Origin of the sequence: Paracoccus sp. PAR01 (assembly GCF_014851995.1) — a bacterium.
Taxonomy (GTDB): Bacteria; Pseudomonadota; Alphaproteobacteria; order Rhodobacterales; family Rhodobacteraceae; genus Paracoccus; species Paracoccus litorisediminis.
This window is the reverse complement of sequence record NZ_JACVAW010000003.1, coordinates 36903-52270: the sequence shown is the minus strand read 5'-3', so window position 1 is coordinate 52270 and position 15368 is coordinate 36903. Positions and strand designations below refer to the sequence as shown.

Genomic DNA, 15368 nt, shown 5'->3' with positions numbered 1-15368 from the left:
CGGCCAGTGCAAGCGGGATGCAACCGACCGCCCTGCAATCTCAGGAGGGCTTGTTCAGATAGGGGATGGCCCCGGCAATGTCGGTATCGTCGATCAGGCGGAAATGGCTGACCGAGCCATCCTGCCGCGCCTTGCCAAAGGGCAGGTATTCGGGGTCGCTGGTAAAGGCCAGCGCATCCTCGCGGGATGGAAACTGGATCAGCGCGATCAGGGTCTCGTCGGTGGCCTCGCCTTCCAGCGTTTCGATATTGCCGCTGCGCGACAGGTAGCGGCCGTTATGGCGCGCCGCGATGTCATGGACCTTTGCCGCGTAATCGGGAATCCAGGCATCGTCGGTGACTTTCACTTCGGCGATCAGAAAGACGGTCATTCTGGGGTCTCCTCCCTCGAGCCTCTGCCGTGGCCAGCCCGGCCCCGGTCAGCGCCGCCAGCATAAGCGGCGGAATCTGAAACGGGCAATCGGACAATGCGCCGAAGATTCAGGCGATGTCCGGTTTCGTCAGATAGGGGATCGCCCCCGCAATGTCGGTATCGTCGATCAGGCGGTAATGGCAGATCGAGCCCCTGCGCCTCGCCTCGCCATAGGGGACGTATTCCGGGTCACTCATCAGGGCCAGCACGTCATCGCGCGAGGGGAATTCCAGCAGCGCGATCCCGGTCACGTCGCGCGGTTCGCCTTCGAGCGTCTCGATATTGGTGCTGCGCGACAGGTAGCGGCCGTTATGGCGCGCGGCGATCTCATGGACACGCACGACATATTCGGGCAGCCATGCCTCGTCAGTCACCTTCAGTTCTGCGATCAGATAGACGGTCATGTCGGATCACTCCACCCAAGGGGCTGCGACCCGCTTGGCCGCAGCCGACGCGGTCAGAATAGCAGAACGCAGCCAAGGCGTCCTATCTGACCGATGGGGCAGGGTGCCGAGGCTTACGCCTCGCGCAATACGCGGGGAACTTTGAACTCGACGTTCTCGCGGGCCGTCTCGACCAGTTCCACCGTCACCTCGTAGCGGTCGCGGAAGGCGTCGACGACCTCATCGACCAGAACCTCGGGGGCGCTGGCACCTGCGGTGACGCCGACGGCACGCGCGCCTTCGATGGCCCGCCAGTCGATCTGGTCCGCGCGCATGACAAGCTGGGAATAGGCGCAGCCTGCCGCGGAACCCACCTCGACCAGACGGCGCGAGTTGGAACTGTTGGGCGCGCCGATCACGAACAGCGCATCGATCCGCCCCGCAATCGCCTTGACCGAGGCCTGACGGTTGGTGGTGGCGTAGCAGATATCTTCCTTGGCCGGACCGACAATGGCCGGGAAGCGGGCATTCAGGGCCGCGACGATGGCGGCGGTGTCATCGACCGACAGCGTGGTCTGGGTGATGAAGGCCAGACGCGCCGGATCGCGGGGCGTGATGCCTGCAACATCCTCGACCGTCTCGACCAGCAAAACCTCGCCCTCGGGCAATTGGCCCATGGTGCCCAGCACCTCGGGGTGACCGGCATGGCCGATCATCACCATTTGCAGGCCTGCGGCATGGTGGCGCTCGGCCTCGACATGGACCTTGCTGACAAGGGGGCAGGTCGCGTCGACATAGACCATCTCGCGGCGGCGGGCCTCGGCCGGGACGGCTTTTGGGACGCCGTGGGCCGAGAAGATCACCGGACGGTCCGTCGGGCACTCATCCAATTCCTCGACAAAGACCGCGCCCTTGTCGCGCAGGCTGTCCACGACGAACTTGTTATGCACGATCTCGTGGCGGACATAGACGGGGGCGCCCCATTTCTGCAGCGCCATCTCGACGATCTTGATCGCGCGGTCCACGCCCGCGCAGAAACCGCGCGGGGCGGCAAGGTACAGGGTCAAAGGCGGTTTCTTGTCCATGCTCATCACCTAGCCATCCGTCCCGCGCGCCGCAAGATCAGGCGCCGTCGAAGGCGGTCAGGGCGTGGACTTCGTGACCCAGATCCTCAAGCAGCTTGCGCCCGCCCAGTTCCGGCAGGTCGATGACAAAGGCGCAGCCGATCACCTCGGCCCCAAGGCGCTCGCAAAGCGAGATCCCCGCCGCGGCCGTGCCGCCCGTGGCCAGCAGGTCGTCGACGATCAGCACCCGGTCGCCGGGCTTCAGCGCGTCGTCGTGGATTTCCACCACGGCCTCGCCATATTCCAGCGCATAGGCCTGGCTGAGCACCGCGCCGGGCAGCTTGCCCTTTTTGCGGATCGGCACGAAGCCCACCGACAGCTGATGCGCCACCGCGCCGCCAAGGATGAAGCCACGCGCCTCAAGCCCCACGACCTTGTCGATCGGCTCGCCCGCATAGGGTGCCAGCAGCTGGTCCACGGCCATGCGGAAACCGCGCGCATCGGCGAAAAGCGTGGTCACGTCGCGAAAGATGATGCCTTCCTTGGGGAAGTCCACGATCGTGCGGATATAGTCGCGGACCTCGCGGGTGTCTCGGCTGCGCTTGGCCGGTTTTTCCATCAGGGGCGCTCCATTTCGAAAGTTTCAGTCGTGGCCGTATAATCCTTGTACCCAAGCCGGGACAACCAGCCGTGGCGGCGCAGGTCGAAGCGGCCATTCACGATGCAGTCCTCGCGCATGTGGATGCCGGTCACGACGCCCAGCACCATGACATTGGCCTCGCCGGCAAGACGGATGATCCGGGTCATGCGGCATTCAAGCGAGGCGGCGGCGCGCAGGACGCGCGGGCAGTCGATGGTCTCGCATTCGGCGGCCTCGATCCCGGCGGTCTCGAACTCGTTGGCTCCGGCGGGCAGCGCGGCCGAGCTGGCATTGACCTGATCGCGCATCGCGCCATCGGCGATGTTGACGCAAAACACCCGCGTCTCGGCGATCTGGGCCACGCTGTCCTTGGTGCCCGGACGGTCGGGCTTCTGCGAGGTCGAGGCGAACATCACCTGCGGCGGCGTATAGGCCGTCAGGTTGAAGAAGGAATAGGGGGCCAGATTGTCGCCCAGATGGCCACGGGTCGAGACCCAGCCGATCGGCCGGGGAGCCACGATGGCATTCAGCGGGTTATGGGGCAGGCCATGGCCAGCCTCGGGTCGATAGAACATCGTGCAGCCTCGCATCCGGGGGTGTCGGGTGTCGCGCTTACGTCACGCGACTATGGGAACGCTGTGCCTGCCCGGCAGTTTCCCGTCAAGCATGACCCCAACGGCACGGGTCCTGCCGCGCGCCGGGCAACTTTTTGCGCGCTGCCGGACTTGGGATGTTTTCGCGCGCGCGCATGCATGTTAGGGGGCCGCGAAACACCGCCCCCAACACGCATGCGCGCGCAGTGAATCGGGAGACTCAATGTACGAACTCTGCCCCGAAACCCCCAATGACACGCCCGAAGTCGAGGCGCTGATGGACCTGTGCTTTGCACCGGGACGGACGGCCCTGTCCTCGTATCGGCTGCGAGACGGCGTGCCCCCGGTCGAGGCGCTGTGCCTTGTCCTGCGGGACGGGTCGGGGGTGCTGCTGGGGGCGATCCGCTACTGGCCGGTGCGGGTGGGGGACAAGCCCGCGCTGCTGCTGGGGCCGGTCTCGGTTCACCCGACCACGCAGGGCGAGGGTCTGGGCGGGCTGTTGATGCGCGAAAGCCTTGGCCGGGCGCGGGAGCTGGGCTGGGCGCGGGTGATGCTGGTCGGCGATCTGCCCTATTACCGCCGCTTTGGCTTTTCCAAGCTGGAACGCGTCGAGATGCCGCCCCCCACCAACCCCGACCGGGTGCTGGGGCTGGATCTGGTCGATGGCGCGTGGCTGGGGGTCGAAGGCCATGTCAGCCGCGAAACCGGCGGCGATGTCGCGGCCGGTCTGGCCGAGATCCGCCGCGATCCCCCCGAAAGCCAGACCTGCGTCGAGATGGACGGCTCTGCCAAGCGCTGAAATCCGCCGGGATGCCGCAGGTCGATGAAACTGAACCAATCGGTTCCTATATGTTTCATCATGGCCCGCCGATTGCGGGCGAACAGGAAAGGCCAAGTGTCCTCAGGATGACCGATCATTCCCCAGTCCCGACCCGTCAGGCGGTGCTGCCGCCGATTACCGATCCGACCGTCCATGCCGAGATCGACCGGCTGGCGCGGCGCTACCTGAATGCAGGCGGCATCGGCATGGAGCTGCTCAGCGCCATCGGCGGCAAGGCCGAAGGGCTGATCGACCGCCTGCCCAAGCCCGTCCGCTCGCGAATGGACCGGCTGACCTATGCCGCGCTGAACCGCGCCTTTGACGCGGCCTCGCGGTCGCGCGGCGTGCTGACCGAGCGTGGCGATTGGTTCAACCGGATGCTGTCGACCACATCCGGCGCGGTGGGCGGTCTGGCCGGTGTCGCCGGGGCGACGCTGGAACTGCCGGTGACGGTGACACTGCTGCTGCGTGCGATCATGGATATCGCGGCTGAACATGGCTTTGATCCCGACAGCGACATTGCCCGGCGCGAGGCGCTGCAGGTCTTTGCCGCGGCGGGGCCGCTGGCGGCGGATGATGCCGCCGATCTGGGCCTGCTCACTGCCCGAATGACCATTACCGGCCAGACGGTGCAGACGCTGATCGCACGGGTTGCGCCAAAGCTGTCGACCTCGCTGGCGCAGAAATTCGCGGCGCAGGCTGTGCCGGTACTGGGCGCGGTGGCGGGGGCGGCAATCAACTACAGCTTCACCCGCTACTATCAGGAAATCGCGCGGGTGAATTTCGGGCTGCTGCGCATCTCGCAGGAAACTGGCCTGCCGCGCGAATCCGTGGTCGAGGCGCTGCTTCTGCGCATGGAGCAGATCCGCCCCGGCTCGACCCGCAAGCGGCTGCGCCGGGCCGAGGCCTAGTCCTCGGTCTCGGCTTCCAGTTGCAAGGCGGCTGGCCCGGCTTCCAGATGATCAATGCCCAAGGGCGCGCTGGGCCGGGCAAGGCGTGACCGTACGATCCAATGCAGCCGCTCTTGCGCGCGGGTGATCGCCACATAGGTCAGCCGCTTCCACAAGGGCACGCCTGCTTCGGTTCGGCCCGACCATGCGGCGGCGGAAATATCCGGGGCAAAGACCTGCACATCCGGCCATTGCGACCCCTGCGCCTTGTGGATGGTCACCGCAGCGCCATGCAGGAAGGTCGCGCCCATGCGCGCGGCGAAGGGGATGAAGGGCTCCTCGACATCGGGGATCTCGATCTTGACGATCGAGGCGGCGGACAGGCGCGGGTCCTCGGCCCCCACGACATGCAGGCGTGAAAAGCCGGGTTTGCGGCCCGGACCCAGATAGATGACCTGCGCCCCCTTGATCAGCCCGCGCGCCTCAAGGTCGATGCGCTTCTTGCGATGCTTCAGGGGCAGTTCCAGCCCGTCGCAGATCAGCGGCTCCCCCGGCAGCAACGCATCGCCCGGCGCGCCATAGGCCGAACGAAAGGCTTGGATCAGCTTGACGCGGGTGATGTTGCGCCAGACCAGAACCGGGCTAAGCGCCATCAAGTCGCTTTCGACCCGTTCGGCCCAGATCACGCGGTCGTCGCGGCGGGCGGCGTCCTGCACCAAACGCTCGAAGGTCGGAAAATCGACATCGGGATCGGCCAGCGCATGGGCCAGATCAAGGATCGGGCTGTCGTCGGTCTGGCGATGGATGCGCGACAGTTCCAACCGCTGGGATTTCGCCAGCTTGTCAAAGACCATTTCGCCTGACTGTCCGACGGGTGCCAGCTGGGCCGGATCGCCGAACAGGACAAGGATTGGAAATATCTCGCGCAGGTCCTCGAACTGGCGCTCATCCAGCATCGAGGCCTCGTCGATCAGCCCGATATCCAGCCCGTCCTCGCGCCGCTTCCAGCCCTGAATGAAATCCGAGCCGCGCAGCCCGGCGGCAGCCAGCGCGCCGGGGATCGAGGCGTGCTGCTGGTAAAAGGCATGGGCGCGGTCCAGCGCGGCATCGGTCAGCCCCTCGATCACGCCCTCGACCTGCGGACGCTCACCCGCGCCGGTCAGCCAGTCGGCAATGCGTTCGTAATCCGGGTCATAGACCGGGGTGTAAAGGATGCGGTGGATGGTCGTTGCGGGCACGCCGCGCATGCGCAGCACGAACGCGGCCTTGTTGGTCGGCGCCAAAATCGCGACGGTGCGCCGTTCCTTGCGCTTGCGGCCTTCGTAATCGCCCGAGACGATATCGACCCCGGCTGCCTTCAGCGCCTTGGTCAGTTCCGCCAGCAGCAGCGTTTTGCCCGACCCGGCCTTGCCGATCACCGCCATGACGCGTCCCTTGCCGGGCGTGGCCGGGACGACCTCCTCGGAAACCAGATCGACGCCCGATTCCTCAAGCATCGCGGCCAGCGTGTCCCAGGCTTCGGCCTGATCGTGGGAAAGGGTGGGCAGGGTCATGCGACCTTGTATCCGCTCGTGTCCAGGGCCGAAAGTCCGTTTCCCTTGCCGGCGTTGCGATATGGGTATTTGGGAAACGGTGAATGGCGGGCCGCGACGCCTGAATTTCACCGTTTCTTAAATACCCCTGCAGCGGTTAAATCCGCGGCCGACTTGCCGATCAGGCGCGGTCATCCTTGGGCGAGTTCATCACGACATGGGTGGTGATCGTCGATATCTGCGGAAAAGCCCCCAGCACTTCGGTGTGGAAGCGGCGATAGGCTTCAAGGTCGCGGACCTCGACCCGCAGCAAGTACTCCACCGATCCGGTGATGTTGTGGCATTCGCGAACCTGCCACGAGGCCAGGCAGGCACGCTCGAACGCCTGCTGGGCCTCATTCGAATGGCGCGACAGGCCCACCGTGACATAGGCGGTGAAACCCGCCTCTCGGGCCGAGGGATGAATGACCGCGCGGTAGCCGGTGATCGCACCGCGGCGTTCCAGTTCCTGCACCCGGCGCAGGCAGGCCGAGGGGGACAGGCCGATCTCGGCGGCGAGTTGCTGATTCGGGATGCGTCCATTGCGGGAAAGGATCTGCAATATCCGCGCGGATATTGCATCGGTGTCGGTATCTGGTTGCATCATATGATTGCTCTGGAAAATCTCTGATCAAAAATTGCAGGCGATTTGTAATAGAATTGCATCGCAACCCAAGAGATCCATCCCATGTCCCAACACGTCCTTCTTGCCCTTGTCGCCTTTGCCTTCGTGACCTCGGTCACGCCGGGGCCGAACAACCTGATGCTGATGGCCTCGGGGGCGAATTTCGGCTTGCGCCGGACGCTGCCGCATATGCTGGGGGTGGCGCTGGGATTCGGGGCGATGGTGGCTCTCCTCGGGCTGGGGATTGCGCAGATCATCACCGCCAACCCGGCCATCGCGCAAGTGATGAAGTGGGTTAGCCTTACCTATGTGTTATGGCTGGCATGGAAGATCGCGGGCTCGGCAGCGCCGCAATCCGATTCCGCTGCAAGCACCGCCCGGCCGATGAGCTTTCTGGCGGCCTGCGCCTTTCAATGGGTCAATCCCAAGGCGTGGATGATGGCGCTGGGCGCGCTCTCGGCCTATTCGGCCGGGGCGGGCGGAGAGTTCGCCGTGGCGCTGGTCTTTACGCTGGTCAACCTGCCGTCGGTCGCGATCTGGGCGGCAATGGGGCAGGGGTTGCGCGGCGTCCTGCAAGATCCGCGGCGGTTGCGGTTGTTCAACTGGGCGATGGCCGGGCTGCTGGTGCTGTCTGTCCTGCCGGTAATCACCGGGCACTGACCGCGATCAGGCCAGCTACGCCCGCCACGACCATGGCCATGCCAACCAGTTGGCGTGGCCTCGTGCCCTCGCGCAGGATGCGACCGGATACCAGCTGCGCCATCAGGACCTCGACCAAGGCCAAGGTTCGCACATTGGCCGCAGCCGTCAGCGCAAAGCCCAGAAACCAGAACAGTGAGGCGAAAGCGCCCAGAAAGCCCGCACGCAGCGAATCCCGCCAGTTGCGGGCAATGCCGGTCAGCGCGCGGCGATCCGCCACCCCCAGCCAGACCAGCATGATCAGGCTTTGCAGCGACAGGCTGATCAGCAGCACGGTGGCGGCGCGGGTGGCCTGATCCCCGTCCGGCAAAGCAAGGATTCCGCCCCGGAACCCGATCGCCGACAGACCGAACAGCACGCCTGCACCGATGCCGAGAGTGACCGCGCGCCATCCGCCGCCGCGCCAGTCCGTGCCCGAGATCAGCATGACCCCAAGGGTTGCGGTCCCAATCGCGGCCAGTCGCGCCGGGCCCAGCGGCTCGGACAGGATCAGTGCGCCGATCAGCGCCAGCGTCACCGGCTCGGTCTTCAGCAGCGCGGTGGTGACGCCAAAGCCGCGGGTCTTCATCGTCAGCAGCATCAGCGCTGTCGCCGCGATCTGGGCGGTACTGCCCAGCACCACCCAGCCTAGCACCGTCAGGTCGGGCAGGGGGATCGGCTTCCACAGCGACCACAGCGCCAGAAAGGCCGCCGCGAAGGGCAGGCCAAAGATGAAGCGCACCGCCGTTGCGCCGATCGTGCCGACTTGGGCTGTCAGCCCGCGCTGGGCGGCATTGCGTGCCGTCTGCGCCGCCGAGGCGATCAGCGTGGCCGCAATCCAAAGCATATCAGTCCCGGACCGCTTCCAGCATGCGGTGGACGTTGTCGGGGTCGGCATCGGGGGTGATGCCATGGCCGAGGTTGAAGATATGGGGCCCGTTCGAGAAGGCCTGCACGATGCGCCGGGTCTCGGTCGCCAGCGCCTCGCCGCCCGTGACAAGATGCCGCGGGTCCAGATTGCCCTGCACGCAGCCATCCTTCTGCACCTCGGCTGCCGCCCAATCCGCGCTGACGGAATTGTCCAGCGCCACGCAATCGGCCCCGACCGCGCGTGCGAATCCGGCATAGCGGGGGCCAGCCTCGCGCGGGAAGGCGATGATCGGGGTGTCGGGGTGCTTGGCCTTCAACGCGGCGATGATGCGGCGGGCGGGCTCCAGCGCGAAATCGTCGAAATCCTGTCCCTTGAGCGATCCGGCCCAGCTGTCGAACAGCTTGACGACCTCGGCCCCGGCCTCGATCTGGGCCGAGAGGTAGGCGATGGTCGCCTCGGTCACGCGGTCGATCAGCGCAGTGAAGGCGGCGCGGTCGGCGGCCTTGAAAGCATGGGCGGGGCCTTGATCGGGCGTGCCGCGACCGGCGATCATGTATGTCGCGACCGTCCAAGGAGCGCCCGCAAAGCCGATCAGCGTGGTTTCACGCGGCAATTCGCGGGCAAGGATGCGGACGGTTTCATAGATCGGGGACAGCGTCTCGTGGATCGCGTCCACGGGCTTCAGTGCGGCGACCTGATCGGCGTGGGTGATGGTGGACAGGCGCGGCCCTTCGCCGGTCGCGAACCACAGGTCCAGCCCCAGTGCCTGCGGGATCAGCAAAATGTCGGCAAACAGGATCGCCGCGTCGAAACCGTAGCGGCGGATCGGCTGCAGCGTCACCTCGGCGGCCAGATCCGGGTTGTAGCACAGCGACAGGAAGTCACCCGCCTGCGCGCGGGTGGCGCGGTATTCGGGCAGGTAGCGCCCAGCCTGGCGCATCATCCACACCGGAGGGGTAGGCAGGCGTTCCCCCGCAAGGGCGCGCAGGATGGTTTTCTGGGTCATGTTCACCTCGCTCGGGCCTTCATGGCGTGCGTGTCCCCGTTGTCAAGGGCGCGGGCGGGCGCTAAGCCCTTGTGCATGACCCAGATGCCCGACCCCCGGACCCCTTTACGCATCGGCACGCGCGGCTCGGCGCTGGCCTTGGCGCAGGCGCATGAAACCCGCGACCGGCTGATGGCGGCGCATGACCTGCCGCTGGATGCATTCGAAATCGTGGTGATCAAGACCACCGGCGACCGCGTGCTGGACCGCCCGCTGAAAGAGATCGGCGGCAAGGGCCTGTTCACGCGCGAGATCGAGGACGCCCTGACCGCGGGCGAAATCGACATCGCCGTGCATTCGATGAAGGATATGCCGACGGTTCAGCCCGATGGCCTGCTGATCGATTGCTACCTGCCGCGCGAGGATGTGCGCGACGCCTTTGTGTCGCGGGATTTTGCCAGCATCGCCGACCTGCCGCAGGGCGCGGTGGTGGGGTCGTCCAGCCTGCGCCGTCGGGCGCAACTGGCGGCGCGGCGGCCTGACCTGCAACTGGTCGAGTTTCGAGGAAACGTCCAGACACGTCTGAAAAAGCTTGAAGATGGCGTTGCTGTTGCGACTTTTCTTGCCATGGCGGGTCTGGCGCGGCTGGGCATGACCCATGTCGCACGCGGCGCGGTTGAGCCTGACGACATGCTGCCCGCCGTGGCGCAGGGCTGCATCGGTGTCGAACGTCGCGCCTTGGACGATCGTGCGGCCGCGTTGCTGGCCGCGATCAATCACGCTCCTTCGGCCCTGCGGGTCGAGGCCGAGCGCGCCTTCCTGCGCCGCCTTGACGGCTCGTGCCAGACCCCCATTGCCGGGCTGGCCGAACTGGTCGAGGGTGGGCTGCGCCTGCGCGGAGAGATCCTGCGCCCCGATGGGGGCGAGGTCATTGCCGCCGAGCGCTTCGGTAATCCCGCCGACGGTCCCGCCATGGGCGAGGATCTGGCCAGTGAATTGCTGTCCCGCGCGCCTTCGGACTTTTTCGACTGGAAGCCTGCGTAATCAGCCGGGCGCCAGCCGGTTCACGCATTCCACGGCCCAGCCGCCCGGATGGCGGATGAGGATCGTCAGCGATAGCGGCGCCACCGAGAATGACAGCGCGCTCGGGCCAACCGCCATCGCCAGCCCCGCGCGCACCGTGCCGGCATGGGCGATGATGGCGACGGTTCCGCGCGCCGCGTTCAGAACCGGCTGCACCCGCGCGGCCATGTCCAGAAAACTTTCGCCCTGATCGGGCCAATGGGCGGCCAGCGCCTCGGGTGACATCTCGCCCAGATCGGGCGCTCCGTCCCGCTCCCACTTGCCGAAATCCTGCTCCCACAGCGCCGGGATGAGTTGCGGCCCGAATCCCATCGCGTCGCAGGTCTGGCGGCAGCGCAGGGCGGGGCTGGACCAGACCTGCTCCGCCTGCAACTGCCCGCGCAACCAGTTCAGCGCCGCCCGGTCCGAGCAATCCGCCGCCACATCCCGCCGTCCCGCCAGCCCCGGTTGGGCCAATGGGGCATGTCGGGCGATCAGCAGGCGGGCGGTCTGGCTCATCTGCATGGGATCGCGCGGCGGCCAGCACAAGTCAACGGCGGGCTTGCCCGACTCAGGGAGCGCGGCGCAGCATCCAGATGCCTTGACGGGGGCGGGCGGGGCCCTCATAAACAGATTAAATGAACGTTTGTTCAATAACTGGGAGGGTTGGCGCTTGTTCACTTCGGGGATGGAGTTCGATCTGGGCGAGGACGTGAATGCGCTGCGCGAGATGGTACATCGCTGGGCGCAGGAGCGGCTGAAACCCATTGCCGCCGAGGTTGACCGCCAGAACGCCTTTCCCAACGATCTATGGTCGGAAATGGGCGAGCTGGGCCTGCTGGGCATCACCGTCCCCGAGGAATGGGGTGGGGCGGGCATGGGCTATCTGGCCCATGTCGTCGCGACCGAGGAAATCGCCCGCGCCAGTGCCAGCATCAGCCTGTCCTATGGTGCGCATTCGAATCTGTGCGTGAACCAGATCAAGCTGAACGGCACCGATGAGCAGCGCGCGAAATACCTGCCCGGCCTGTGCAGCGGCAAGACGGTCGGCGCGCTGGCCATGTCCGAGGAAGGCGCGGGCAGCGATGTCGTCTCGATGAAGCTGCGGGCGGAAAAGCGCAATGACCGCTACGTGCTGAACGGTAACAAATACTGGATCACCAACGCGCCTGACGCCGATACGCTGGTCGTCTATGCCAAGACCGACCCGGATGCGGGCAGCAAAGGCATCACCGCATTCATCGTGGAACGTGGCATGGCGGGTTTCTCGACCAGCCCGCATTTCGACAAGCTGGGCATGCGAGGCTCGAATACCGGTGAGCTGATCTTTGAAAATTGCGAAGTGCCGTTCGAAAACGTGCTGGGCGGCGAGGGGCGCGGCGTGCGCGTGCTGATGTCGGGGCTGGATTACGAACGGCTGGTGCTGTCGGGCATCGGGACCGGCATCATGGCCGCCTGTCTGGACGAGGTGATGCCCTATGTCCGCGACCGCAAGCAATTCGGCCAGCCGATCGGATCGTTCCAGCTGATGCAGGGCAAGATCGCCGACATGTATGTCGCGCTGAACACCGCCCGCGCCTATGTCTATGAGGTCGCGCGTGCCTGCGATGCGGGCCGCGTCACCCGTCAGGATGCGGCGGGCGCGGTGCTTTACGCCAGCGAACAGGCGATGGTTCAGGCCCATCAGGCGGTGCAGGCGCTGGGCGGCGCGGGCTTCCTGAACGACAGCACCGTCAGCCGCCTGTTCCGCGATGCCAAGCTGATGGAGATCGGCGCGGGCACATCCGAAATCCGCCGCATGCTGATCGGCCGCCAGCTGATGGATCTGGCATGAGGGTGCATTTCGCCTTGGTTCTGGCCCTGCTGCCCGTGTCGGCATGGGCGCAGGACGCGCAGGTCGACAAATCCGTGATCGCGGCCTGTTTCGACAAGGCCCCGCCCGGCGCGGTCGATCCCGACTGCATCGGCATGGCCGCCGGGATCTGCGAGGCGAAGGTGGGCTCGACCACCGTCGGCATCAGCAGTTGCGCCATGGCCGAGGCCGCGGAATGGGACACGATCCTGAACCGCGAATATAAGGCGACCCGCGACCAGTTCGCCAAGATTCCCGGCATCAGCGATCAGTTGCAGGTCGCGCAGAGGGGCTGGATCGCGCTGCGCGATGCCGATTGCCAGATCGCCTATGACCGTTTTGAGGGCGGCAGCATGCGCAGCATCGCCTCGGCCAATTGCCGGATGCAGCATACGGCGCACCGTGCCCTTGAACTCAGGAACATGCGGGAACCATGAAGCTTTCATCCAATGCCCTGCCGTCCTCGGATACGTTCCGCGCCAATCGCGAGGCGCATCTGACCGCGTTGTCCACCATCCGCGAGGCCGCGCTGAGTGCGGCGGCGGGGGGCGGTGCCAAGGCGCTGGAACGCCATGTCAGCCGGGGCAAGATGCCGCCACGCGAAAGGGTGGCGAACCTGCTGGACCCCGGCTCTGCCTTTCTAGAAATCGGCGCGACCGCGGCTCATGGCATGTATGACGACGCGGCCCCCTGTGCCGGGGTGATCGCAGGCATTGGCCGGGTTCATGGTCAGGACGTGATGGTTGTCGCCAATGACGCGACGGTCAAGGGTGGCACCTATTACCCGATGACAGTGAAGAAACACCTGCGCGCACAAGAGATCGCGCAGGAATGCCATCTGCCCTGTGTCTATCTGGTCGATAGCGGCGGCGCGAACCTGCCCAATCAGGACGAGGTCTTTCCCGACCGCGACCATTTCGGGCGCATCTTCTATAATCAGGCGCAGATGTCGGCCATGGGCATCCCGCAGATTGCGGTGGTCATGGGGTCCTGCACGGCGGGCGGGGCCTATGTCCCGGCCATGTCCGACGTGACCATCATCGTCAAGAATCAGGGCACGATCTTTCTGGCAGGCCCGCCTTTGGTCCGCGCCGCCACCGGCGAGGTTGTCAGCGCCGAGGATCTGGGCGGCGGCGATGTGCATACGCGCCTGTCGGGCGTGGCCGATTATCTGGCCGAGGATGATGCCCATGCCCTTGCCATCGCCCGCCGCGCCATCGGCAATTTGAACCGACCCCGGCCGCAGACGGTGCAATGGCAATCGCCCGAAGCACCCGCCTATGACCCGGGCGACATCCTCGGCGTGGTCCCCGCCGATCTGCGCACCCCCTATGACATCCGCGAGGTGATCGCCCGCGTTGTCGACGGCTCGCGCTTTGACGAATTCAAGGCCCGCTTCGGCGAGACCTTGGTCACGGGCTTTGCCCATCTGGAAGGCTGCCCCATCGGCATCGTTGCCAATAACGGCGTGATTTTTTCGGAAGCGGCGCAGAAGGGCGCACATTTCATCGAGCTTTGCTCGATGCGGAACATCCCGCTGGTCTTTCTGCAAAACGTCACCGGCTTCATGGTCGGGCGCAAATACGAAAACGAAGGCATCGCGCGCCACGGCGCCAAGATGGTGACGGCGGTGGCGACGACCAATGTGCCGAAAATCACCATGCTGGTGGGTGGCAGCTTCGGCGCGGGGAATTACGGCATGTCGGGGCGCGCCTATTCGCCGCGCTTCCTGTGGACCTGGCCGAACTCCCGCATCTCGGTCATGGGGGGCGAACAGGCGGCAGGGGTGCTGGCCACCGTCCGCCGCGACGGTATTGAACGTGCGGGTGGCACATGGTCCCCCGAGGATGAGGTCGAGTTCAAGCGGCCCACCATCGAGATGTTCGAACGCCAAAGCCACCCGCTTTACGCCTCGGCCCGGCTCTGGGACGATGGGGTGATCGACCCACGCAAGACCCGCGATGTGCTGTCCCTGTCGCTGCGCGCCAGCCTGAACGCCCCGATCCAGCCGACCCGCTTCGGCATTTTCAGGATGTGACGGATGACACAGGTCAGCTTCAAATTCGGCGACTCGCGTGAGCTGTGCGACCAGCTTCTGGCGCTGGTCCGCTCTGGTGCCAAGACCGCCACCTGCGGCGCCTTGCGCGATTTCGACGATGCCGAGCCCGTACCGCAGGTGGGCCGTCGCGATGTGGCGCTGGACTGGGACGGCAACCCGGCCCTGATCATCGAAACCACCGAGGTCACGCTCCGCCGCTTCTGCGATGTCCCCGAGGATTTCGCCCTGGCCGAGGGCGAGGGCGATTTCGACGACTGGCGTCAGGGCCATATCGCCTATTTCAGCCGCAATGGTGGCTATGACCCGGATATGGTGCTGGTCTGCGAGCGTTTCCGGCTGGTCGAGGTGCTGGCATGACCGCCCAGCCCCTGATCCGCGTCTGGCAAGGCGACATCACCACGCTTGGGGTCGATGCCATCGTCAATGCCGCGAACCGGACGCTGCTGGGTGGTGGCGGCGTCGATGGCGCAATCCACCGCGCTGCCGGTCCCGGCCTTCTGGAGGAATGCCGTAAGCTCGGCGGTTGCCCGACGGGGCAGGCCCGGATCACCGGCGGCTACAATCTGCCTGCCCGCCATGTCATCCATACCGTCGGCCCGGTCTGGCAGGGCGGCAACGCGTCCGAGGATGACCTTCTCGCCTCGGCCTACCGTTCCAGCCTGGCTCTTGCCCATCACCACGGCCTGACCACCATTGCCTTTCCGGCGATCTCGACCGGGATCTACGGCTTCCCGCCGGACCGCGCCGCCAGCATCGTCGTTCAGACCATCCGCAGCCATGGCGCTGGCCTGACCGTCACGCTGGTCGCCTTCGACGCGCAGACGGCCAGTGTCCTGTCCGGAGCGCTCGGATGATTTCTTCGTT

Annotated in this window: 19 protein-coding genes; 9 read left to right on the top strand and 10 right to left on the bottom strand. The window is 65.9% G+C overall.

All coding sequences use genetic code 11. The features are described from left to right. Nucleotides 1-40: 40 nt before the first annotated feature. The 5 genes from IB235_RS07730 to IB235_RS07710 all read right to left on the bottom strand — a co-directional run bounded on the left by IB235_RS07730 (nucleotide 41) and on the right by IB235_RS07710 (nucleotide 3073). Nucleotides 41-370, bottom strand: coding sequence for a DUF1330 domain-containing protein (locus IB235_RS07730; protein WP_192336283.1), 330 nt, complete (start codon nucleotides 368-370; stop codon nucleotides 41-43). Between the two features lie 109 nt (nucleotides 371-479). Next, nucleotides 480-815 carry a DUF1330 domain-containing protein gene (locus tag IB235_RS07725; RefSeq protein ID WP_192336282.1) on the bottom strand — a complete coding sequence of 112 codons (336 nt, stop codon included), beginning with the start codon at nucleotides 813-815 and terminating at the stop codon, nucleotides 480-482. 113 nt (nucleotides 816-928) lie between these two features. Next, nucleotides 929-1879, bottom strand: a complete 951-nt coding sequence (gene ispH / locus IB235_RS07720) for a 4-hydroxy-3-methylbut-2-enyl diphosphate reductase (RefSeq protein ID WP_192336281.1) — start codon at nucleotides 1877-1879, stop codon at nucleotides 929-931. A 37-nt stretch (nucleotides 1880-1916) separates the two neighbouring features. After that, nucleotides 1917-2477, bottom strand: a complete 561-nt coding sequence (locus IB235_RS07715; protein ID WP_192336280.1) for an adenine phosphoribosyltransferase — start codon at nucleotides 2475-2477, stop codon at nucleotides 1917-1919. Next, nucleotides 2477-3073, bottom strand: a complete 597-nt coding sequence (locus IB235_RS07710) for a flavin reductase family protein (RefSeq protein WP_155039543.1) — start codon at nucleotides 3071-3073, stop codon at nucleotides 2477-2479. Before IB235_RS07710 ends, IB235_RS07715 begins: the two co-directional genes overlap by 1 nt. A gap of 241 nt (nucleotides 3074-3314) precedes the next feature. On the opposite strand from IB235_RS07710, the gene IB235_RS07705 reads away from it, so the two are divergent. Both IB235_RS07705 and IB235_RS07700 read left to right on the top strand, forming a co-directional pair. Continuing rightward, complete coding sequence (locus IB235_RS07705; RefSeq protein WP_155039542.1) at nucleotides 3315-3890, top strand: GNAT family N-acetyltransferase; 576 nt, start codon at nucleotides 3315-3317, stop codon at nucleotides 3888-3890. Nucleotides 3891-3997: 107 nt separating this feature from the next. Continuing rightward, entirely contained in the window at nucleotides 3998-4822 is an 825-nt protein-coding gene (locus tag IB235_RS07700; RefSeq protein WP_192336279.1) for an EcsC family protein, read from the top strand. Here IB235_RS07700 and IB235_RS07695 read toward each other — a convergent pair. Together IB235_RS07695 and IB235_RS07690 are read right to left on the bottom strand one after the other, a co-directional pair. Then, entirely contained in the window at nucleotides 4819-6354 is a 1536-nt protein-coding gene (locus tag IB235_RS07695; protein ID WP_192336278.1) for an ATP-dependent RecD-like DNA helicase, read from the bottom strand. The two genes, IB235_RS07700 and IB235_RS07695, sit on opposite strands and share 4 nt — an antisense overlap. Nucleotides 6355-6514: 160 nt before the next feature. Continuing rightward, nucleotides 6515-6976, bottom strand: coding sequence for an Lrp/AsnC family transcriptional regulator (locus tag IB235_RS07690; protein WP_155039767.1), 462 nt, complete (start codon nucleotides 6974-6976; stop codon nucleotides 6515-6517). An 84-nt stretch (nucleotides 6977-7060) separates the two neighbouring features. Here IB235_RS07690 and IB235_RS07685 point away from each other — a divergent pair, with 84 nt between their 5' ends. Next, complete coding sequence (locus tag IB235_RS07685; RefSeq protein WP_192336277.1) at nucleotides 7061-7657, top strand: LysE family translocator; 597 nt, start codon at nucleotides 7061-7063, stop codon at nucleotides 7655-7657. Here IB235_RS07685 and IB235_RS07680 read toward each other — a convergent pair. Both IB235_RS07680 and hemE read right to left on the bottom strand, forming a co-directional pair. Further along, complete coding sequence (locus IB235_RS07680) at nucleotides 7644-8522, bottom strand: DMT family transporter (RefSeq protein ID WP_192336276.1); 879 nt, start codon at nucleotides 8520-8522, stop codon at nucleotides 7644-7646. The two genes, IB235_RS07685 and IB235_RS07680, sit on opposite strands and share 14 nt — an antisense overlap. A gap of 1 nt (nucleotide 8523) precedes the next feature. Further along, nucleotides 8524-9552 (bottom strand): uroporphyrinogen decarboxylase, encoded by a 1029-nt coding sequence (hemE, locus tag IB235_RS07675; protein ID WP_192336275.1) that lies wholly within the window; start codon nucleotides 9550-9552, stop codon nucleotides 8524-8526. Between the two features lie 75 nt (nucleotides 9553-9627). On the opposite strand from hemE, the gene hemC reads away from it, so the two are divergent. Then, the gene (gene hemC / locus IB235_RS07670) at nucleotides 9628-10575 is read left to right on the top strand and encodes a hydroxymethylbilane synthase (RefSeq protein ID WP_192336274.1); all 948 of its coding nucleotides are present in this window, start codon (nucleotides 9628-9630) and stop codon (nucleotides 10573-10575) included. Here the strand turns inward: hemC and IB235_RS07665 are convergent, their stop codons facing one another. After that, nucleotides 10576-11112, bottom strand: a complete 537-nt coding sequence (locus IB235_RS07665) for a histidine phosphatase family protein (protein ID WP_225612109.1) — start codon at nucleotides 11110-11112, stop codon at nucleotides 10576-10578. A 169-nt stretch (nucleotides 11113-11281) separates the two neighbouring features. Between IB235_RS07665 and IB235_RS07660 the strand changes: the two genes are divergently transcribed. From IB235_RS07660 to IB235_RS07640, 5 genes are read left to right on the top strand one after another with little or no spacing between them, the layout of a single operon-like run. Then, the gene (locus tag IB235_RS07660; RefSeq protein WP_225612124.1) at nucleotides 11282-12427 is read left to right on the top strand and encodes an isovaleryl-CoA dehydrogenase; all 1146 of its coding nucleotides are present in this window, start codon (nucleotides 11282-11284) and stop codon (nucleotides 12425-12427) included. After that, on the top strand, nucleotides 12424-12882 hold the full coding sequence (locus tag IB235_RS07655) for a lysozyme inhibitor LprI family protein (RefSeq protein WP_192336271.1): 459 nt from the start codon (nucleotides 12424-12426) through the stop codon (nucleotides 12880-12882). The genes IB235_RS07660 and IB235_RS07655 overlap by 4 nt, the downstream gene beginning before the upstream one ends. Beyond that, on the top strand, nucleotides 12879-14483 hold the full coding sequence (locus IB235_RS07650; RefSeq protein WP_192336270.1) for a carboxyl transferase domain-containing protein: 1605 nt from the start codon (nucleotides 12879-12881) through the stop codon (nucleotides 14481-14483). Before IB235_RS07655 ends, IB235_RS07650 begins: the two co-directional genes overlap by 4 nt. 3 nt (nucleotides 14484-14486) lie before the next feature. Continuing rightward, the gene (locus tag IB235_RS07645; RefSeq protein ID WP_192336269.1) at nucleotides 14487-14861 is read left to right on the top strand and encodes an ASCH domain-containing protein; all 375 of its coding nucleotides are present in this window, start codon (nucleotides 14487-14489) and stop codon (nucleotides 14859-14861) included. After that, entirely contained in the window at nucleotides 14858-15358 is a 501-nt protein-coding gene (locus tag IB235_RS07640) for an O-acetyl-ADP-ribose deacetylase (protein WP_192336268.1), read from the top strand. Before IB235_RS07645 ends, IB235_RS07640 begins: the two co-directional genes overlap by 4 nt. The last annotated feature ends 10 nt before the right edge of the window (nucleotides 15359-15368 follow it).